Genomic DNA, 22,013 nt, shown 5'->3' with positions numbered 1-22,013 from the left:
AAGCAAGTACAGTGTTTGTTCGTTGGTCTGTCGATGGGTGCTGTGTTTTCTGCCAATGCGGCGCTACGTAGTTACGGCGCAGCTGAAAGCAATGCAATTTGGAATACCCCTGAAGCATCACGTTTAAGTTGTCAGTTAGAACATAATATTCCGCGCTTTGGTAAGGCGCGGTTTTTAGCGACTGCGAGTAAAGATAAACCGCTGCATTTCACCTTAGATATGCTTATTAAGCCAGAAGGGTACGATGTTGCTGATGTGCTGTCAGTGCCACCTATTTGGAAAGCGGGTAATCCTGCGCGTAGCTTATTTGATGCTAATTTGTTGAAGCAGTTTGACACAGAGCTAGATTCAAAAGCATCTTGGTTACTGCTAACCGAACTTGAAAAAGGTAATGTCCCTACGTTTTATTATCAGGATTGGCATAACAGCCAAGACAAGATCAAAGTTGAATTGTCGTCGGTTAATTTTCGTCGTAATTACTTAAGCTTTTTAGAGTGTCGCGATGCGCTATTGCCATTTAGCTTTGATGATATTGCGTATACAGTGATGCGATATGAGTCGAATAGCAGCGAGTTAACGCGCGATTCGAAAAAGCGTTTAGAGAAAATAGGGTTATATTTGGAGAACGATCCTAATATTGATTCGGTGGTAATTAATGCCTATACCGATTCATACGGTGGTCGCTATATTAACCAACAACTTTCTGAAAAGCGTGCCGATGCAATTAAAAGCTACATGACTGAAAAGGGCATAGCAGCAGAGAAAATTGTTACGCAAGGGTTTGGCGAAAAACGCCATGTTGCAACCAATAACACCATTATTGGCCGTGGCAAAAACCGTCGGGTAGTTATTCAAATAGAAAAGGTATAGCGGTCTTTAGCAGATAAGTCTGTTAAAACGGTTTCTAAATTATGATGACGAAGTTATTTCGTCATCATAATACTTACTTCACACCAACTTTCTTGCTGGTAAAAACCAATCTTAACGCGTTTACCCGATAGCGTATAAAAATAAGTGTAGCGGCCAATATCCTCTGTGATAGTTTCTGGCTCACCTAAGGTGTTGCGATAAAACGCCATTACTGAATCTAAGTCTTGTTTTACAAAACCGGAGATGATCATAGGGTAATCGTCTTCAAGTGCCATACGTACTTGAAAATCGTTCGGAAGGGGTACGTCATCAATATTTGCTTGCGCCGCAAAGCTAAAGCTCATTAAAACGCCCAGTGCGATACTGCAACATAACTTCTTCATTTTATCACTCCTGATCACCCATTTGTGGGTTAACTTTCTAATAGTGTTAAGGATAGTCTAACGAAATCGGATGAGGTAACTATTCCTTGCAACTGGTTGTTGTCGTCTACGACAGGCAAACATCCGTGCCGATTATTTAAGAAAAAGCGTGCCGCTTCGGTCAATGGCATTGTCGCGTTGGCGAAAACCACGTCTTTATCCACTAGCTCTGAAACAGGTACTTGCTTTTCCCTTCTATTTAACGCATTTACGCCGTATTTGTCTAGCAAATACATGGTTTTAGCAAGCACACTTTTTTGTGTCACCATACCGTAAAAAAGGCCATTTTCTAAAACAGGAATATGGCGAATATTATGATCTTTCATCATTTGGTGAACATCAGCCATCGTATTGTCTAGTTCAATTGATAGCACGTCACACGTCATTAACTCTGCAATTGTTTTTGTCATAACCATTAACTTATTAGTGAACTTAATATTTAGTTTAGCGTTTATTTGTTTTGTCGCTTTGCGCTAGGGCAATGTAAGCCCGAATAACTGTTGTTTCTAGCGCAATTAAACCTGCCAGCACGACATCTCAAAGTAACTATTGCAAATATAGCGTGATTTTCTAATACAATTTTCGCATTTTTACAATATAACCAATTGAAAAATATACATTATCAAAAAAACTGTTAGTTTGCCCCTATATTTAGAACAAAAGTTAATATATTGTATACAGTATATTGAATCCATGTTTTATCGATTCAATATGTCGTTCAGCAACGAAACTCGATACTGGTTTTATCGAAAAATTATGACAACAACAATTGGAAATAAACAATGAAACTTACAAAATTGGCGTTAGTGCTTGCCACATTAAGTTATGGTCAAAGTGCGTTTGCAGCCAGCGCGCCTATTTCGCAAAATCAACCTAAGGTTCACCATCATGGTGTTGAGTCTAAGCGCATGGACAACGCGCCTACTGCGGTAACCACTCAACAATCAACGCACACTTTCGAACACGCGCACAAACGTATTCATACGCTTAAATCACAAAGTATGCAGCAAGCCGCTGCGGCAACGTGTGATGTGAATGCCCTAGCAACTAGTAACTCAACCCAGCTAATTAGCGAAATTAAATCGCAGGGTACAACTTGCGTTAATGAACTATTTGGTGCAGCGAGTAACATTCAAGTTGCGGCGTACGATTCAAATAATATGTACGCAGTAGCGAATCACGTTAAAAACCTTGCCGATAGCTATCAAGGCGGTGGTGATAACGATATCGAGGCATTATTTTTGTATCTGCGTGCCGGTTATTATGTGGAGTTTTATAACGACCAAGTAACGTTTGCGTCTTGGGTGAAACCAGCTGTTAAGAATGCCATTGACGCATTCGTGAACAATAGCCATTTTTACGATGACAATGATGCGCACGGTAAGACACTTTCAGAAGTACTTATCACAATGGATAGCTCTGAGCAGCAAGATGTGTATTTACCAGTGGTTGTTGAATGGCTAAACCGTTGGAATGCAAGTTACGCAGGCAAGTGGAATATGCGTAGTGCGGTAAACGGCGTATTTACAATTTTATTCCGTGGGCAATGGAATACTGAATTTAAAAATAAAGTGGGTTCAGCGAATGATTTGGTAAGTGCACTTGCGAAGTTTACAACAAGCACGTATATGATCGACTCTGATGCTGAATTTATGATTGCAAATGCAGCACGTGAATTAGGTCGATTAAAACAATACCCAGGTACTATTCAAACAGCTGTTGATGCAGCGTTAAATCGCATTTTCTCTGATTATCAAATGTATGGGTATGGCGATTCGGTATGGTTAGGTGCGGCAGATACAGCGGGTTACCACGGCAGCTGTGATACTTATAATATTTGTGGATTTGAAGAGCAACTTGAATCACAAGTGTTATCACAAACGTACACCTGTAGCAGCACCATTAAAATTCGTTCACAAAATATGACGAGTGCGCAGCATCAAGCAGCGTGTAGCAAAATGGGTTATGAAGAAACGTACTTCCATGGTCAATTGCAAACCAATAATACACCGGTTGCTGACGACGTGAATAGCCAGCTACAAGTGAATATTTTTGACTCAAGTGACGACTACGGTAAATATGCGGGTGTTATTTTTGGTATTAACACTAATAACGGTGGTATGTACTTAGAAGGTAACCCATCAACACCGGGTAACATTCCAAACTTTGTTGCGTATGAAGCAAGCTATGCGAATGCCGACCACTTTGTATGGAACTTAGAGCACGAGTATGTACATTATCTTGATGGTCGTTTTGATTTGTACGGCGGCTTTAACGCACCAACAGAAGCAATTGTGTGGTGGAGCGAAGGTGTTGCAGAGTACATTGCAAACGAAAACGATAACCCTGCGGCAATTGATACCATTAAAGATGGTTCGACTTACAGCTTAGGTACGGTATTTGAAACAACATACGATGGTTTTGACCAAGATCGTATTTACCGTTGGGGTTACTTGGCAGTTCGCTTTATGTTCGAAAATCATCGCGATGAACTAAACCAAATGTTAGCGTCAACACGTTCAGGTGATTGGGCAGGGTATAAATCACGTATCAATACTTGGGCAACAAACTATGATGCTGAGTTTACGCAGTGGACACAAGCACTTGCTAACGGTGATACAAACCCACCACAAAATAAAGCACCTGTGGCGGTAATTAATGGTCCATACAGTGGCGAAGTGGGCGAGTTAATTTCGTTTACGAGCAATGGCTCTTATGATGAAGAATCAAGTATCGCGTCATACAGCTGGGACTTTGGCGATGGCACAACAAGTTCAGAAGCTAACCCAAGCCACAGTTACGCAACCGCGGCAGACTATGCAGTAACACTTACTGTGACTGATTCAGAAGGTGCAAGTGCTAGCGTGTCAACTACAGCAACAGTGACAGGTACACAGCCACCAGTTGGTAATGAGCTACAAAACGGCGTAGCGCAGCAGGTAACGGGTAACACCGGCGATGAGAAACGCTTTGTTGTAAACGTACCTGCAAACGCCAGTGATTTAGAAATTACTTTAAATGGTGGTTCGGGTGATGGTGACTTATATGTGAAGTTTGGTGATGCACCAACAATGGAAAGCTATGACTGTCGTCCATATGTTGGCGGTAATAGTGAGCGTTGTACTATCGCACAGCCACAAGCAGGCACTTATCACGTAATGGTTTACGGCTATGCTAATTTTGATACACAACTAAAAGCTAACTACACAGTACAAAGTGGCGGTGGTTTTAATGTACCAAATGCATGTGCAACAGAGGGCCCAAGTGGTGGCGGTCGTTTATACGATGGCGATGTAATGTGTCTTGCGGAACAAGAACCAATTTGGTTAAGCATTGCGGATGTAAGTGGTGCAACAAGTGTAGCTATTACTACGTCAAATGGTTCTGGTGACATTAATCTAGAATATCGTAATGGCGGTTGGCCAAGTGCTGGTAGTGTAGATGCATCATCACAAAATGTGGGTAATGGTGAGTGTATTTACATCACCAACCAAAGCGAGTATTGGGGTTATGTAAAAGTCTCAGGTACTGCAAGTGGTGCGTCGATTGTTGTCGACTTTAATACGCCTGGTTGTCGTTAATTTCCCGAAATTAACTCTCAAAAAAGCCGCATAGTGCAAACTATGCGGCTTTTTTTATCGTTTTTTTATCGCTTGTTGCGTTTTAAATCGCGCACAATAAAGCGATTAGGATGTAGCATTTCACTGATATGGGTTGGCACAGGCAATGGTTCGTCACAAAGTGCCGCTACTAACATCTCCGCAGCGAGTGGCGCTGTACATAGCCCGCGCGCACCTAAGCCGGAAAACACAAATAAACCGTTATTTGGGTTAGCATTAGTTGCAAAGTCGTAATGTTTGCCGTTTCTCAGTGGCGCAAAGTTGTTTAACAATGTGTCTTCATCGGGAACTTCACCAACGATTGGTTGATGATCTGGAGTTGTGCAGCGAATAGCGGCTTTAGCATCGAGTATTGATTCTTCGGTGATCCCCAACTGCTCGGGATAAAACGAGCGCAATTGATTTAAATTAATTAAGTTGTCGCTACTACTAATCTCTCGACTCATACTATGTTTTTCGAACGTTGCGCCCATACAGTGAGTGTTATCTAACTGGGGAGTGAAATACCCTTTATGACACAGCACGGTTTTTAGTTTTTGCGATAAGCCGTTTGCCATAACGCGGGTAACTTGACCACGTACAGGGCTAAATGGCAGTACTTGGGTTTGTGAAAAACGGGTAGTTAACTCACCGCAGGTGATGAACACTTGGCTAAACTCTCCAACACTTTGATTGTTTGAATCAATAAGTTGATAGCCATTTTGTGTTTTTACAATATCGCTAATTTCGGTGTTAAAAACGATATTATGTGATGTATAACTATTACTCGCAGCGAAAATAGCGTTTACTAATGCCGGTGGTTTTACCCAGCCAGCTTCACTAATAAATAAGCCAGAAAAGTTAGCCTCAAAACCGGCAATATCGTTTGCTTGTTGTGCTGATACACCGCGAATTAAAGAACTTGGCCACGCGCTTTTTTCTATAAGACGTTGTTGAATCTCTACTTTACTGTCGCTGATGCCATGTAATAGTACACCGCACCAATCGTGTGGATAGTGATAGCCATCATCATGTATTTGCTGATAAACACGTTTAGCATAATAAAAGCTATGAGCAAAAAACTCGCTTATGGCATTAAAATCAGCTTGTAGATTTGGGTAAACAGCGCCTTGGTGATTATGCGACGCACCTTTTGCGAGTGCATCATCTTTACAAAAAATATCGCAAGCTATGCCCCGTTTTGCAAAGCTGTAAGCTAAGGTTGCAGTGGCAATGCCGCCGCCAATAATCGCAACTTTTTCAAGTGATTGCGTGCTACGCTCAAAATAGGCTGGTTGTGTACTGCTTTGATTTGCTTTTTCTAATGTGCCAACCACCATTTCACGTTTACGGCCGTAACCTTTTACTTTTTTTACGCTAAAGCCCGCATCGGCAAGGCCTCGGCGTACAAAGCCGGCGGCGGTAAAAGTGGCAAAGGTACAGTCGCTACGCCCCAGGTTGGCCATGCCATCAAATAACGACTGTTGCCACATATCAGGGTTTTTACTGGGGGCAAAACCATCAAGGTACCAGGCATCGACAATGCCGTTTTCACCGTAACAAAGCTGTGGCAGGGTGTCTTGAATATCGCCAAACCACAAATCCAATATAACGCGACCTTGATCAAACTCTAAACGATGACAGCCTGCAATGGCAGTTGGATAACTTGCGACAAGTTGCTCACTTAAGCTTGTTAACTCTGGCCAAGCAGCAAGCGCTTGTTGCAGCGCTGATTGTTCAAGCGGGAATTTTTCAAAGCTAATAAAATGCAGTTGTTCAACTGATTTGTCGCTATCTTGGTTAAACCGCTGCCAGGTGTTTAAAAAATTTAGCCCTGTACCAAACCCCGTTTCAGCAATAACAAAGTGCCTTCTAGGATGATGTTGCCAACGCGAAGCAATATTGTTTTGTTGAAAAAACACATAATCTGACTCTAACAAGCCGTTATCGTTCGAAAAATACACATCATCGAAGTCTTGTGCGACCGGTGTGCCTGATTCATTAAACTCAATTTTTGCGTGGCGGATCATAATTATTTAAAACAAACTTAACGTAGCGCTATTGTACGAGATATAGGGGGGCGGTTAAACTTGATTTAGAACAATTAAGTCTTATTTATTTAGCAGTTAAAGTTAAAATACTGTAAATTCGAAACACGTGTACGCTGAGATTAGACCAGTTTTTTGTAAATAACACGTAGAATAGAGCACAATTATCTTTGTAGAAAAGGTTTATCCATGAAAAGAGCCGTAATTACGGGTATCGGTATTGTTTCAAGTATCGGTAATAATCAAGAAGAAGTACTTGAATCATTAAAAGCAGGCCGTTCAGGCATCACATTCAATCAAGAGTTTGCAGATTTAAAATTACGTTCAAATGTGAGCGGTAGCATTGATCTTGACCCGAAAGAGCATGTTGATCGTAAAGCATTCCGTTTTATGGGTGACGCAGCAGCGTATTCATATATCTCAATGCAACAAGCAATTGAAGATGCTGGCCTAAATGAAGAGCAAGTTTCTAACCCGCGTACGGGCATTATTGTAGGTTCAGGTGGTGGTTCATCTAAGTATCAAGTTGAAGCTGCTGATATTCTTCGTGAAAAAGGTGTTAAGCGCGTAGGTCCATACATGGTACCGCGTACTATGGCATCAACTACGTCAGCATGTTTAGCAACACCGTTTAAAATTAAAGGTGTTAACTACTCAATCAGTTCAGCATGTGCAACGTCAGCACACTGTATTGGTAACGCGGTTGAGCAAATCCAGTTAGGCAAACAAGATGTTATTTTTGCTGGTGGCGGTGAAGAACTTCACTGGACATTAGCAATGGAATTTGACGCGATGGGTGCATTATCAACGAAGTATAATGAAACACCAGAGCTTGCTTCACGTACTTATGACGCAAATCGTGATGGTTTTGTTATTTCTGGTGGTGGCGGTATCGTTGTTGTTGAAGAATTAGAGCACGCGCTTGCGCGTGGTGCGAAAATCTACGGTGAAATAGTAGGTTACGGCGCAACGTCAGACGGTTACGACATGGTTGCACCATCAGGTGAAGGAGCAGTTCGTTGTATGCAACAGGCGCTTGCAACGGTTGAAGGTGAAGTGGATTACCTAAACACGCACGGTACATCAACACCGGTAGGTGATGTAAAAGAGCTTGGCGCAATTCAAGAAGTGTTTGGTGGTAAATCACCTGCAATCAGTGCGACAAAAGCAATGACAGGTCACGCTCTGGGCGCCGCTGGTGTACACGAAGCGATTTACTCAATTCTAATGCTACAAAATAACTTTGTTGCACCATCTATCAACATCGATGAATTAGATGAGCAAGCTGAAGGTTTAGATATCGTAAAAGAAGCGCGTGAAACCGAGCTTAACACTGTGATGTCAAACAGCTTCGGTTTTGGCGGCACAAACGCAACGCTTGTAATGCAAAAATACAAGGGTTAATTAGCGAACGTTTTAGTTATCGCTAAATGAATCTAAGAAAAGCCACTTAAGTGATTGAGTGGCTTTTTTATTCCCGTTAAAATAGCGTATCACCCGTTTGCCTTAATAGGACAAGTATGCGCATTCTTGCAGACCAAAATATGCCTTTGGTCGAAGAGTTTTTTTCAGAATTCGGTGAAATCACTCGATTTGCCGGTCGTGAGCTAGATCCCCAACAACTTATTGATACTGATATTCTATTGGTACGTTCAATTACCAAAGTTGATGCCAATTTATTAGCGCATGCAAACAAACTGAAATTTGTTGGCACTGCAACTATAGGCACTGATCACGTTGATCAAACGCTGTTACAGCAAAAAGGTATCGCGTTTTCCAGCGCACCGGGTTGCAATGCAACGGCTGTGGCCGAGTATGTCATATCAAGCCTACTCGCGCTTGCGCAAGAAGATGATTTTAGCTTACGTGATAAAACGGTCGGTATTATTGGGGTAGGCAATATTGGTAGCCGCCTTGCGGTTAAACTTGAAGCTTTGGGCTGTAAGTTACTTTTGTGCGATCCGCCAAAGCAAGCTGCCGGCGAGCTAAGCGAAGGTGTGTCACTTGATACAGTGATTGAGAAAGCTGATATCTTGAGCTTTCATGTGCCATTAGTAAAAGAAGGCATTCATAAAACAAAACATTTACTTAACCAAGGCAATTTAGCCAAGTTAAAATCAAATGCGATTGTGGTGAACTCATGTCGCGGTGATGTCATTGATAACTCCGCATTGCTCAACTTTATGCAAGCGGGCGGTGGATTATCGTTAGTGTTGGATGTCTGGGAGAATGAGCCGAATATTGAACAAGCCTTACTGCCATACACACGTATTGGCTCAGTGCATATTGCCGGTCACAGCCTTGAGGGTAAAGCTGGTGGAACGGATATGTTGTATCAAGCAGTTTGTCAGCAACTCGGTAAACCAACAACGCACAAAATGGCAGATTTTCTCCCTCAACCTGAGTTTATGGCGGTACATTTAGGCACAACGTTTAGCGATGCAAATATTTGTCAGTTAGTGCATAGCGTGTATGATGCGCGCCGCGATTATGGCTTATTAAAAAACGGCTTAAATAGTGAAGGATTCGATAGTTTAAGAAAAAACTATCCGGGACGTCGCGAATTTAGCACTTTAACGGTAAAATGCAGTTCAACTGCAAATGCAAAACGTTTAAGCCAACTGGGCTTTAACGTGATTGAGGAATAACATGTCACAAAAATTCAATGTTGCCGTTTTAGGTGCAACGGGCCTAGTAGGCCGTCAAATTATCGAAACACTAGAAGAGCGTAAGTTTCCAATTGATACGCTGTATTTATTGGCATCAGAGCGCAGTGCAGGCGAAGATATTAAGTTTGCAGGCGAAGACATTGAAGTGATTGATGTTGAGACCTTCGATTTTGCTAATGCCCATATTGCCCTGTTCTCAGCGGGTAGCAGCGTTTCGGAAAAATATGCGCCAATTGCAGCAGAAGCAGGGTGTGTGGTTATCGACAATACCTCACATTTTCGTTACGACTACGATGTGCCGTTAGTTGTGCCTGAGGTTAACCCTGAAGCACTGAGTGACTTTAGAAATCGCAATATTATTGCTAACCCGAACTGTTCAACTATTCAAATGATGGTGGCACTAAAGCCGATTTATGATGCCTATGGTATTGATCGTATTAACGTAACTACTTATCAGTCTGTTTCAGGTGGTGGTAAAAAAGCGGTTGATGAGTTAGCAAAACAAACAGCAAACCTAATGAATGCGCGTCCACTTGAAAACGACGTATTTCCTAAGCAAATCGCGTTTAATGTGATCCCACAAATTGATTCGTTTGAAGATAATGGCTACACCCGTGAAGAGATGAAAATGGTGTGGGAAACGCAGAAAATATTCGGCGATAGCAGTGTAATGGTTAACCCAACGGCTGTGCGCGTACCTGTATTTTATGGTCATGCAGAAGCGATTCACTTAGAAACGCGTATGCCGGTAGATGTTGAACATGTGAAGCAGTTGTTAAACGATGCGCCAGGCGTAGAATATATCGAAGACGAGCAAGACTACCCAACACCGGTGACAGATGCGAGCGGCAATGACGCGGTATATGTTGGCCGTGTACGTCAAGATATTAGCCATCCACATGGATTAAATTTGTGGGTTGTATCTGATAACACACGTAAAGGTGCGGCAACAAATAGTGTACAAATCGCAGAGTTGTTAATCGAACAATACCTATAATTGTCATTTCTTTGATGCCAAACAATTATACCACCGTAATTGTTTGGCATTATTCGTAACTTATTGAGTTTCAGTTTAAAGCGGCATGTTCAAATACTGAGATAATGTAATCCCGCCAGTTACTTTACTAATGCTAATTAATGGATATTCAGTGTTTTCTGGTTTATAGTTTTACGCTGAAAATTATAAAAAGAGTCGCACTATTTTAAGATGTTACAGCTAGGAAACTATAAAAATGGTGCAAACTTTGCATAAGTTTGATGTTCGAGCACCGTGTTCAAGAACATATAAACTTCTCAGAGTTAATATTAAAGGAAACCCATGCGCAGCTTCTTTTCTTCAAAAGCGATAATTTTATTTTCGGCAGTGTTGCTAGGTGCATCGACCCTATCATTCGACCTTTTTGCCGACAGCACTCGCATCCGCGGACCGAAAAACGTAGATATCGGTGAACAGGGGAAACGTTATGGACCAATTCGCGATTCAGACACGCTATGGCGTATCGCAACTAAATTAAGACCTGATAACTCGGTTACGATTTATCAGGTAATGCAAGCGATTTATCAGAAAAACCCCAATTCTTTCCTCGATAATAATATTAATCACTTGCGCCCTGGCGCTTATTTAGCAATGCCATCAATGCGCGAGATCCGAAGCATTAATGCAGGCTTTGCCCAAGAGCGTTCAGAGCTAGATGACAAACTTTGGGATAAAAAGGTTAAAGGCGAACTTACTCAAACCGAAATCGACGTTGTTGCAAAGCAAGCAGAGCAGGCGAAAAAAGAAGATGTAATCGTTGCTAAAAAAGAACTAAGTGACGAAATTAAGCAGGCAAAAGAAGCACAAAATGAGAAGTTAGAGCAGCTTAAAGACGAATTTAAATCATCGGTTGATAACGTTGAGGCAATTCTTAACGAAAATGAAAACCTGAAAAAGCAAGTTACCAGCTTATCAACTGAACTTGAGCATATTCGCGGTCAATTAGACAGCGATAGACAAACACTAGACGAATTAAAAGCGCTACTTGCTGACCAGCATCGCATTCTTGCAGAACAAGAAGCCAAGGCCAAGGCTGAGGCAGAATCATTTAGTTTACAAAATTTGACAAATAACCCACTGCTGTTAGTCGTGCTTGCACTTATTCCTGGGTTTTTAATTGTTGGCGGCGCAATTTATTGGTTTAAATCGCGTGCAAATAAAGTTGAACCTGAAGAACCTATTTTTGATACACCAATGTCAAAGGTACCAGACCCTATCGTAAACGATACGTTAGATGATGATTTAAGCGATGGGTTAGATGACGTTCTGGCAGATAACACAGTAGACGATGATTTAAGTTCAGGTTTAGACCAAGGATTAGACGACCCATTTGATGATGTGCTTGATCAAAGCTTTGACGATGCACTAGACGATGATGTTGTTGCACTTGATGATGATCTAGACGATACATTGGGCGAACCTGAAGACTTGCTCTACGAAGATGAAGAGCCTGCGCTCGAAGAAACTAACTCGCTGCTAGATCAAGATGAGCTTGACGGTCTACTAGGTGATGCACTTGATGATGATTTGCTAGATGAAAGTGATTCAGATGACCTCGTGCCAGATTTAAATAATGATAGCGCAGACGACGAATTAGCAGATGCTGACGATATTGATGCGATTCTAGCGCAAGATTTTGACACAGGCGCTGATAGCGATGATGTGGCGATTGACGAAATAGCAGAAAGCGATAGTGAAATTGAACTAGATATTCCAGAAGAGCAAGAGCCGCTCAGTCAGGAAGAGCCTGATGTAGCTGATGTCGATGCTATTATGGATGAGCTAAGTAATGATGAACTAGAGTCTGAAGTAACTGAAAGCGAAGAAGAGAAAGAACCTGAAATCCAATTAGATATGGATGATATTGATGCGATGATCAATGAGGTTGAGGCTGATGATACTGACCTAACCAATCTTGATGCATTAATCGAAGAGGCTAACTCAGACGCAGAACGTCTAGCTGCGCAACAAGCCGCTGCAGAAGCTATTGCAAATACAGACACATCAGAAAATGAACTTGAAGATTCGCTCGATTCAGATGATATTTCTGTTGACACATTAGAGGAACAAGCAGCTGAAGTTGAGACAAGCGATGTTGATGATATTGACGCATTGTTAGATGAAGCTGCGCAGTCGACAGAAGCTACTGAGTCAGATGATGATATTGATGCCTTATTAGAGCAGACAGCTGAAAGTGATAACGGATCGGCACTTGATGACATCGATGAGCTAATTGAACAAAGTGTAGAATCAGAGTCTGAATTAGATGCGACAGAGTCAAATGATACTGAAATTGATGTTGATGATGTAAACGTTGAAGCAGCTTCCCTTGAAGATGAAATCAGCTCTGAAGCGTTAGACGAGCCAGTAGAAGAATCACTAGATGATTCACTCGAAGACTCGTTGGATGACACACTTGCATCAAGTGAAGATGCGCTAGATGAATTAGATGAACTTGATACGATTGCGTCAGAAGCGGAAGAATTAGAAGCGTTTGAACTTGATGAAGCGTCTAGTAATGCCGATATCGATGAAATTGATGTTGACGACATTAATGTTGAAGCTGCCCTTGAAGACGAAATAACCTCTGAAGAATTAGATGAGTCAGTAGAAGAGTCGTTAGATGATTCACCTGTATCTAATGAAGAGGCGCTAGATGAGCTTGATGCAATTGCGCCAGAAGCGCTTGAATCTGATGAAGCGTCTAGTGAAGCTGATATCGCTGAAATTGATGTTGATGATGTAAACGATGAAGCTGTCGCCCTTGAAGACGAAATAATCTCTGAAGAATTAGATGAGTCAGTCGAAGAGTCACTAGATGATTCATTTGCATCAAATGAAGAGACGCTAGAGCAATTAGATGAACTTGATGCGATTGAGCCAGAAGCGCTTGAATCTGATGAAGCGTCTAGTGAAGCTGATATCGCTGAAATTGATGTTGATGAAGTCAACGATGAAGCAGTTGCTCTTGAAGACGAAATAATCTCTGAAGAGTTAGACGAGTCACTAGAAGAATCACTATATGATTCACTCGAAGAGTCGTTAGATAACTCCCTCGAAGACTCGTTGGATGACACACTTGCATCAAGTGAAGGTGCGCTAGATGAATTAGATGAACTTGATGTGATTGAGCCAGAAGCGCTTGAATCTGATGAAGCGTCTAATGATGCAGATATCGCTGAAATTGATGTTGATGATGTAAACGGTGAAGCAGCCGCCCTTGAAGACGAAATCATCTCTGAAGAATTAGACGAGCCAGTAGAAGAGTCGTTAGATGATTTACCTGTATCTAATGAAGAGGCGCTAGACGAGTTCGATGAGCTTGATGCAATTGAGCCACAAATAACAGCCTCAGAAGATATTGAGGCACTTGAGTCTGATTTAACAGATATTGATGCTAACAACTTCGATAATTTAACTGAGCAAACGGTCGAGCATGATTTATCGATGCTTGATGAATCTGCATCTGACGTGCAAACAGCAGATGAAGCGTTACTCGATGCACTTGATGGTGACGATGCATTATTAGATGCGCTTGATGAGCCACTTGAAATAGCTGAGCAGAATGAATCAGTAGAAAGTGATGAGGCAACGGATACGCTTGAGCCAGAGCAATTGCTTGAAGATATGGCTTTTCCTGATGGTGAATCGTTAAATGACGATGAATTAGAGAATGATCTTAATGACACGCTTGATATTGGCATCGACGACAGCATTTTATCTGAAGAAAATGTTGATTTTGGTGATGATCCATTAGCAATTGATGTCGATCTTGGCGCTGAAGATGAGCGTCTGTCTGAGCAATTTGAGAGTGACGAGCAATTACGCGCTGATACACCAAGTCAAACGCTTGATGAATACCCAGAGCTTGAACTGGATGAAGCGCTTGAAGAGCTTGATGCGCCAGTATTTGATAACGAGCAACCGTTACCAGAAATAGAACAAGCGCAAGCAATTAATGATGAAGTTATTACAACAGAAGATTTATCAGCGACAGAATCAGAAAATGACGACTTACTTGATGATGATTTGTTAGGTAGCGACCTAGACAATAGCAATGATATGCTAATCGATGAGTTAGAGAGTACTGATTTTGACAGCTTGTTGAATGAATTAGCAGAGCCTGAGCCTATTTCTAGTGAATCTCAGAAAGATTTTGAATTAGATTTTGATTCTTTACTTGATGAAAAGTCAGAAGCGGAACCGTTTGAAGTAGAAGAGATTGATACTACCGAATCAGATTATTTAGATATTGATGATCTGCTTGACGAAAGTGATGATTTAGACGCCGATAATGAGCCTTATCAAAATGTAGATATGGACGTTGGTTTAGGTGATTTTGAGGATTTACTGGCAGGGGAAGACTCACTAGATGTAGATACCGAGAACCAAGGTTTTTCTGCAAAACTAGACCTTGCTCGCGCATACCTTGAAATTAACGATTCAGAAAGTGCGCTGAAAGTTATTGACGAAGTGATCAAAGACGGCCCGCCTGAAGTACAAGACGAAGCGCTTGCATTAAAACAGCAACTGTCTTAAGTTTAATTTGAAAAAGCCCGCATAGCGGGCTTTTTTATACTTGGTATCAAGACAAGCTCTCGGTATAATTAGGGTTTTTCAAATTCATGGAATAGTGTTCATGCGAGTCGCTCTAGGCGTAGAATATGATGGTTCTCAGTACAGTGGTTGGCAGCGCCAGCAACACGTAAACAGTGTACAAGAAGAGCTCGAAAACGCGCTTTCAAAGATCTGTAACGAAAAAATAGAAGTGACTTGTGCGGGTAGAACCGATGCTGGTGTACATGGAACAGGGCAGGTAGTGCATTTTGACACCACAGCTGATAGAGCCATGGTGGCGTTTACGCTCGGTGTGAATGCCAACTTACCGGATGCCATTGCAATTCGCTGGGCAAAACAAGTAAGTGAAGACTTTCATGCGCGTTATAGCGCAACAGCAAGACGCTATCGCTACATTATATATAACAGTACTTATCGACCAGGCATTTTACGTTCGGGTCTTAGTCATTATCACCACCCACTCGATGTAAAACAAATGCAGTTAGCTGCGCCTTATTTGTTGGGCGAGCAAGACTTTACATCGGTGCGCGCTGTGCATTGTCAATCAAAAACGCCGTTTCGAAACATTATGCATTTAAATGTTGAACGTTATAACGACTTTATTGTAATTGATATTAAAGCCAATGCGTTCGTTCACCACATGGTACGAAATATTGCCGGATGCTTAATTGATATTGGCCAAGGCAAGTATCCACCAGAGTGGATGCAACAAGTATTAGCTCTTAAAGATCGCACCCAGGCATCAGCAACGGCAAAGCCTGGTGGGTTATATCTAGTGGAAGTGGATTATCCTGAACATTTTGAAATACCTAAATCGAATCCAGGGCCGCTATTTTTACCAAATAGCTTATAAAAAACCGATTAATTAACACAATTTAGCGACATATTAGACCAGTTTTTTATACCTTAGTCGCACGATTAGTGTTTTAATTGCAAAAATTTTCTGTGTAGTTCAAAGCAGATATAGCAGTGAGAGAGATTTAAATGAGCTGGTTAGAAAAAATCTTACCAAAAACAACCAAGTCTACGGGTCGTAAAGAAATTCCTGAAGGTGTTTGGGCTAAATGTGGTGATTGTGACACGATCGTTTACAAGGCAGAACTAGAAAAACAACAACATGTTTGCCCTAAATGTGATCATCATATGCGTATTGGCGCACGTAAACGTCTTGAGCAGTTTTTAGATGACGGTGAGCGTTTAGAGCTTGGCCAAGAGTTTGAGCCAAAAGATGTTTTAAAATTTAAAGACTCAAAGAAATACTCAGACCGTATTTCAAGCGCACAAAAAGTAAGTGGCGAAAAAGACGCACTTGTTGCGATGACTGGCCGCTTAAAAGGTGTACCTGTTGCAGCTGTGGCATTTGAATTCTCATTTATGGGTGGTTCAATGGCATCGGTTGTTGGTGCGCGCTTTGTTGAAGCAGTTAACAAATGCTTAGAGCATAAAATGCCTCTAATTTGTTTCTCTGCATCAGGTGGTGCACGTATGCAAGAAGCCCTTATGTCACTAATGCAAATGGCAAAAACCAGCGCTGCACTGGATAAAATGAGTGAGCAAGGCTTGCCGTTTATTTCAGTACTTACTGACCCAACTATGGGTGGTGTTTCTGCATCATTAGCAATGTTAGGTGATATTAATATTGCTGAGCCGAAAGCACTAATTGGTTTTGCTGGTCCGCGTGTAATTGAGCAAACAGTACGTGAAACGTTACCAGAAGGTTTTCAGCGCTCTGAATTCCTTTTAGAGCACGGCGCAATTGATATGATTGTTGACCGTCGTGAAATGCGTGACACCATTGCACGCCTAGTTGCGAAATATATGCACTTGCCGTCAACTGAACAAGAGCATAGAATTGCATAATCTAAACTGATTTAGCAACTTATTGCACTATGATACATGTTGTACCAAGCCAATCATCGAGTCTAGATGATTGGCTTTGTTATTTAGAAAGTATTCATCCTTCAAACATTGATATGGGTTTAACGCGCGTTCGCCAGGTCGGTGAAAAGCTCGGTTATACCGCACTTCCTAATGTTATTTTAATCGCAGGTACCAATGGTAAAGGCACAACCGCACGTTGTTTAGAAGCCTTATTACTATCTCAAGGTTATTCAGTTGGCACTTATGCGTCACCCCATTTAATTCGTTATAACGAACGTGTACGTATTAATGGGTCGGAATTACCAGACCAAGATCATGTTGCAGCGTTTCATGCGCTAGAGCAGGGGCGTGGTGAAATTAGTCTGACTTATTTTGAATTTGGCACACTGGCGGCACTTGAAGTATTTAAACAGAAAAAGCCTGACTACATCTTATTAGAGGTAGGTTTAGGTGGTCGATTGGATGCCACTAACATTGTTGAGCCCATCGCTTCTGTTATTACAACTATCGATTTAGACCACAAAGAATACTTAGGTGATACTCGAGAGTTGGTTGGTCGCGAAAAAGCAGGTATTTTCAGAGCTAATGCCCCTGCGATTGTTGGTGATTTGGCTATCCCAAGCTCTATTTGGCAATATGCAGAAGAGCTGGGCACAGAGGTAACTGCGGCACAGCAAAACTATTCGTTTGCACTGACAACTGATTTGCTAACGTACCAAAATGGCGATTTAACCTTGTCTTTACCGGTACCGAATATTCCAGCGCAAAATGTGGCAACGGCGATTACAACGCTTTACACACTAGGTTTGCTGCCAAATGAAGACACCATTTGTGATGTATTGGCTAACCTTACGGTTGAAGGACGTTTTCAATGCTTGAGCGAACAGCCGCTGGTGTATGCGGATGTTGCACACAATCCTGAATCGGCACGATACTTAGCATCGAAATTGGCGACATTTCAAGCACAAGGCAAAACGATTATTGCACTTACCGGAATGCTGCAAGACAAAGACCAAAAAGCGGTGTTTAATGCGGTTAAGTCAAATATTGATCAATGGCATTTAGCCAATCTAACGTGCTTTAGAGGCGATAAAGCCGATAATTTATTACTGCAATTACACAGTGAAGTGGACACGCCAAACGCAACAATTCATGACAGTGTCGCAAGCGGCTTGCAAACGGTTTTAGCAAATATGACTGAAGATCAGTTGCTAATTGTATTTGGCTCATTCTACACTGTGGCTGATGCAATCGCGTTTTGGCAAAATAAGGAGTAAAGGTGAATAGTCAATTTATCAATCGCTTAGTGGGTACGGTTATTGTTGTAACAGCGGCGATTGTATTTATTCCTAATATATTAGATGGCGAAAAAGTACAAAAACGCGAAACGTTTAAAGATATACCTGAACGCCCAGAGTTTAGAGCTATCGATTTAGATCCAGAACCCGATCAAGTGCTTGCACGTGAGTCATTGCCAAGTACGCCCGTGATTGAAGAAGCCGCAATCGATGAAGGCGAAAATTCGCCATTCAATAGTGATTTAGTTGAAAAAGCGCAAAATGAAGCCGAGTTTACGGAAGAAAAGAAAGTCGCAACGGTTGATTTAGGTGAAACACCAACGGTGAACGATACTAAAGTTGAACCGAAAGTTGCGGTTAAACGACCTGAAAAAAGCAATCTTGAGGATTTCGCTTGGGTGATTCAATTAGGTAGTTTTTCTCATAAAGCGAACGTTGAATCGTTACTTGCGAAGCTTAAAGGTGCGGGCTTTACCGCGTTTACAAAACCGATTAAAACCCCATCAGGCACACTAACAAAAGTGTTTGTAGGGCCTGAGTTAGATAAGCAAAAATTAGAATCACAATTACCCCAATTGAAAAAATTAACCAAGCTGAATGGCCGAGTGACACAATTTGAAATCACAAATTGAGCTGGCAATTAGGCGTAAGCTTATATAAAATGCGCGCGAAACATAAAAGGGCAGGTTAATATGATCTGGGTAGATTACACCATTTTGGGTATCATCGGACTTTCATCCTTAGTAAGTTTGATGCGCGGCTTTGTTAAAGAAGCAATGTCGCTTGCTGTTTGGATCGCTGCCTTTTTTATCTCAAGCATGTTTTATGAACATCTCGCCGTCTTCCTTGCTGACACTATCTCCGAACCCCTAGTACGTAATGGCGCTGCAATCGCAATCTTGTTTTTCTCTACCTTGATTGTTGGCAGTTTAGTGAATTATGTACTTGGAGAACTCGTTCAGCGCACAGGTTTATCAGGTACAGACCGAATTATTGGTTTAGTGTTTGGCGCATTGCGTGGCGTGCTCATAATTAGTGCACTATTATTTTTTCTCGATGCTTTCACCAGTGCCCCAAGTAAAGACTGGTGGAGTAGTTCAAGTTTAATTCCAGAGTTTAGCTTTATTATCGAATGGTTTTTTGAATACCTCGAAGATAATTCAAGCTTCTTAACTCAATAACCCCTTATCAGGCGAGGATTTTTCTCATGTGTGGTATCGTTGGTATCGTCGGAACTACCCCGGTAAATCAAACTCTTTATGACGGTTTAACCGTTTTACAGCACCGTGGTCAGGATGCGGCGGGTATTATTACCATTGACAATAACACCTTTAGCTTACGTAAAGACAATGGCCTAGTGAAAGATGTATTTCACACACGCCATATGAAGCGTTTACAAGGCGATATGGGTATTGGTCATGTTCGTTACCCAACGGCTGGTTCTTCAAGCTCAGCTGAAGCACAACCGTTTTATGTAAACTCGCCATTTGGTATTGCGCTTGCGCACAATGGCAACTTAACCAATGCAGAAGCGTTGAAAGAAGATTTATTTAAAACAGCAAAGCGCCACGTTAACACCACATCAGATTCAGAAGTATTACTGAATATCTTAGCCCATGAACTTGCCAAACCGAATAAACTTGAGCTATCGCCTGAAGACGTATTCACTGCGGTAACAACGGTAAATAGCAAAGTTGTTGGTGGTTACGCGTCAATTGCGATGATTATCGGCCACGGCATGATTGCATTTCGTGATGCTAACGGTATTCGCCCACTGGTATTTGGTAAACGCGAAACTGAGCAAGGTGTTGAGTACATGTTTGCATCAGAAAGTGTTGCACTTGATGCGTGTGGTTTTGAATTTATTCGTGATGTTGCGCCAGGCGAAGCCATTTTTGTATCAAAAGACGGTCAACTACATTCACAACATTGTGCACAAAATGCAGCATACAGCCCATGTATTTTCGAATTTGTATACTTTGCACGTCCAGACTCGACAATCGATAAAATCTCGGTTTACGCTGCACGTGTAAACATGGGTACTAAACTGGGTGAAAAAGTTAAACGCGAATGGGCTGACAAAGAAATTGATGTTGTTATTCCAATTCCTGAAACTTCGTGTGATATCGCGCTAGAAATGGCAAACGTACTTGACCTTCCTTATCGTCAGGGCTTCGTTAAAAACCGTTACATTGGCCGTACTTTCATTATGCCAGGTCAAGAACTACGTAAAAAATCGGTTCGCCGTAAGCTAAATGCCATCGCACAAGAGTTTAAAGGCAAAAACGTATTACTTGTAGATGACTCAATTGTACGTGGTACAACATCGGCACAGATTGTTGAAATGGCGCGCGAAGCAGGTGCTAAGAATGTTTATTTTGCATCAGCAGCACCGGAAATTCGTTTCCCGAACGTATATGGTGTTGATATGCCATCAGCGCAAGAGCTGATTGCACATGGCCGCGAAGTTGAAGATATCAATGCAAGTATTGGTGCTGATGGCCTAATTTATCAATCGCTGCCTGATCTTATTAGTGCAGTAAGCAAAGAAAACCCTGAAATCAGCAACTTCGAAACATCTGTGTTCGATGGTAACTATGTTACAGGTGATATCGACCAAGCTTACTTAAATCGTATCGATGCACTGCGTAATGATGCGGCTAAATCTGGTCGCGAATCAGCGATGTCATCGGGTTTAGAGCTTCATAACCAAGATGCGAGTGAATAATCTCTAAGAAGTTAATCGATAAAAAAGGAGCTTAAAGCTCCTTTTTGTTTTTATTAACTATATAGTTTGCTGGAAATAGGAATTAATCGATTTTAGCCTGATGTAAACATAGGACCAAAACCCGATGTCCACATAATTGCGGTTGCCGCAAGAATTATCACCAGTAACACTAAACCGCAGGTCACGACTGAACTCGCGTAAATAAAGCCTCGCTCTTCAGGTATGTGCATTAGAATAGGTACACCGGTATACAGTAAGTACACTGAGTAAGCGACTGCGCCACAACCCACAATCACGATAAACCAAAGCTCTGGATATACCGCCGCTAGTGCCGACATAAAAATAGGTGTTGAAGTGTAAGCGGCAAGTTCAAGTGTTTGCGTATAACTTGGCTCTGCACCAAACGTAATTGCCATCCAATGTGCTAGGTAGGCGAGTGTAAATACGCCAGCAATGAGGGCGAAGTACATTGATATCGCAAGTAGCATTGCGCTTGATTCAGTTAAAAAAATCCGGTCGCCTACGCCAACACTCCAGCCTAAGTAAACCGATGAAAAATACCCCATAATGCTTGGTACTAAAGCAATCAGTAAAATATGTGACATGCTGTACCCAAAGCTTTCGTGGCGAGCATCAATTGTTTGCCATTCTTCTTTTGGGTGAGCATATAAGCCCCAAAGATGATTTAATATCATATTGTGTTCCTTGTATTACCCTAAACGGATTGGCTAATGTGGTTTTTGACTTCAAATTCATCACTTAGCGTTTGTTGTTTTTTTAAACAAGCTCACTACTACTTATTGGTTATTGTTAATAAAATGTCAAGAAATATAATTTAGGGTTGCTTTTGAAATCTGATAAAGATCAATCTAAGCAAAGGCGGT

At 41.7% G+C, this 22,013-nt stretch carries 16 protein-coding genes and 1 pseudogene; 13 read left to right on the top strand and 4 right to left on the bottom strand.

Annotated features, from left to right (window positions below):
- Positions 1-33: 33 nt before the first annotated feature.
- Positions 34-870 carry an OmpA family protein gene (locus tag ACHSBP_RS10065; protein WP_084616552.1) on the top strand — a complete coding sequence of 279 codons (837 nt, stop codon included), beginning with the start codon at positions 34-36 and terminating at the stop codon, positions 868-870.
- Positions 871-923: 53 nt separating this feature from the next.
- On the opposite strand, the gene ACHSBP_RS10060 is transcribed toward ACHSBP_RS10065, so the two are convergent.
- Together ACHSBP_RS10060 and ACHSBP_RS10055 are read right to left on the bottom strand one after the other, a co-directional pair.
- Positions 924-1,253 carry a hypothetical protein gene (locus tag ACHSBP_RS10060; protein ID WP_395388754.1) on the bottom strand — a complete coding sequence of 110 codons (330 nt, stop codon included), beginning with the start codon at positions 1,251-1,253 and terminating at the stop codon, positions 924-926.
- Positions 1,254-1,282: 29 nt separating this feature from the next.
- Positions 1,283-1,702 (bottom strand): CBS domain-containing protein, encoded by a 420-nt coding sequence (locus ACHSBP_RS10055; protein ID WP_105171747.1) that lies wholly within the window; start codon positions 1,700-1,702, stop codon positions 1,283-1,285.
- A gap of 372 nt (positions 1,703-2,074) precedes the next feature.
- On the opposite strand from ACHSBP_RS10055, the gene ACHSBP_RS10050 reads away from it, so the two are divergent.
- A complete protein-coding gene (locus ACHSBP_RS10050) occupies positions 2,075-4,873 on the top strand; it encodes a collagenase (RefSeq protein WP_395388752.1) in 2,799 nt (932 codons plus the stop codon).
- Positions 4,874-4,938: 65 nt separating this feature from the next.
- Here the strand turns inward: ACHSBP_RS10050 and mnmC are convergent, their stop codons facing one another.
- Positions 4,939-6,921, bottom strand: coding sequence for a bifunctional tRNA (5-methylaminomethyl-2-thiouridine)(34)-methyltransferase MnmD/FAD-dependent 5-carboxymethylaminomethyl-2-thiouridine(34) oxidoreductase MnmC (gene mnmC, locus ACHSBP_RS10045; protein WP_010559652.1), 1,983 nt, complete (start codon positions 6,919-6,921; stop codon positions 4,939-4,941).
- A 207-nt stretch (positions 6,922-7,128) separates the two neighbouring features.
- Between mnmC and fabB the strand changes: the two genes are divergently transcribed.
- The 11 genes and pseudogenes from fabB (at position 7,129) to purF (ending at position 21,129) form a co-directional block, all read left to right on the top strand.
- Positions 7,129-8,343, top strand: a complete 1,215-nt coding sequence (gene fabB, locus ACHSBP_RS10040) for a beta-ketoacyl-ACP synthase I (RefSeq protein WP_010559653.1) — start codon at positions 7,129-7,131, stop codon at positions 8,341-8,343.
- 116 nt (positions 8,344-8,459) lie between these two features.
- Complete coding sequence (locus ACHSBP_RS10035; RefSeq protein WP_010559654.1) at positions 8,460-9,587, top strand: 4-phosphoerythronate dehydrogenase; 1,128 nt, start codon at positions 8,460-8,462, stop codon at positions 9,585-9,587.
- Between the two features lies 1 nt (position 9,588).
- Complete coding sequence (locus tag ACHSBP_RS10030) at positions 9,589-10,605, top strand: aspartate-semialdehyde dehydrogenase (RefSeq protein ID WP_395388750.1); 1,017 nt, start codon at positions 9,589-9,591, stop codon at positions 10,603-10,605.
- A gap of 321 nt (positions 10,606-10,926) precedes the next feature.
- A pseudogene (locus ACHSBP_RS10025) lies at positions 10,927-11,301 on the top strand (FimV/HubP family polar landmark protein); the annotation flags it as partial.
- A gap of 3,405 nt (positions 11,302-14,706) precedes the next feature.
- Positions 14,707-15,183 carry a FimV/HubP family polar landmark protein gene (locus tag ACHSBP_RS10020; RefSeq protein ID WP_395388779.1) on the top strand — a complete coding sequence of 159 codons (477 nt, stop codon included), beginning with the start codon at positions 14,707-14,709 and terminating at the stop codon, positions 15,181-15,183.
- Between the two features lie 100 nt (positions 15,184-15,283).
- Positions 15,284-16,075, top strand: coding sequence for a tRNA pseudouridine(38-40) synthase TruA (gene truA / locus ACHSBP_RS10015; protein ID WP_100913774.1), 792 nt, complete (start codon positions 15,284-15,286; stop codon positions 16,073-16,075).
- 131 nt (positions 16,076-16,206) lie between these two features.
- A complete protein-coding gene (gene accD / locus ACHSBP_RS10010) occupies positions 16,207-17,082 on the top strand; it encodes an acetyl-CoA carboxylase, carboxyltransferase subunit beta (protein WP_010559658.1) in 876 nt (291 codons plus the stop codon).
- Positions 17,083-17,111: 29 nt separating this feature from the next.
- The gene (gene folC / locus ACHSBP_RS10005) at positions 17,112-18,380 is read left to right on the top strand and encodes a bifunctional tetrahydrofolate synthase/dihydrofolate synthase (protein ID WP_010559659.1); all 1,269 of its coding nucleotides are present in this window, start codon (positions 17,112-17,114) and stop codon (positions 18,378-18,380) included.
- Positions 18,381-18,382: 2 nt separating this feature from the next.
- The gene (locus ACHSBP_RS10000; RefSeq protein WP_010559660.1) at positions 18,383-19,033 is read left to right on the top strand and encodes an SPOR domain-containing protein; all 651 of its coding nucleotides are present in this window, start codon (positions 18,383-18,385) and stop codon (positions 19,031-19,033) included.
- Between the two features lie 60 nt (positions 19,034-19,093).
- On the top strand, positions 19,094-19,582 hold the full coding sequence (locus ACHSBP_RS09995; RefSeq protein WP_010559661.1) for a CvpA family protein: 489 nt from the start codon (positions 19,094-19,096) through the stop codon (positions 19,580-19,582).
- Positions 19,583-19,608: 26 nt separating this feature from the next.
- The gene (gene purF, locus ACHSBP_RS09990) at positions 19,609-21,129 is read left to right on the top strand and encodes an amidophosphoribosyltransferase (protein WP_010559662.1); all 1,521 of its coding nucleotides are present in this window, start codon (positions 19,609-19,611) and stop codon (positions 21,127-21,129) included.
- A gap of 92 nt (positions 21,130-21,221) precedes the next feature.
- On the opposite strand, the gene ACHSBP_RS09985 is transcribed toward purF, so the two are convergent.
- Positions 21,222-21,824, bottom strand: a complete 603-nt coding sequence (locus ACHSBP_RS09985) for a Yip1 family protein (RefSeq protein WP_010559663.1) — start codon at positions 21,822-21,824, stop codon at positions 21,222-21,224.
- Positions 21,825-22,013 lie beyond the last annotated feature (189 nt).

The sequence above is a fragment of the Pseudoalteromonas sp. XMcav1-K genome (assembly GCF_044005875.1).
GTDB lineage: Bacteria > Pseudomonadota > Gammaproteobacteria > Enterobacterales > Alteromonadaceae > Pseudoalteromonas > Pseudoalteromonas spongiae.
This window is presented reverse-complemented; position numbering and strand designations above follow the sequence as displayed.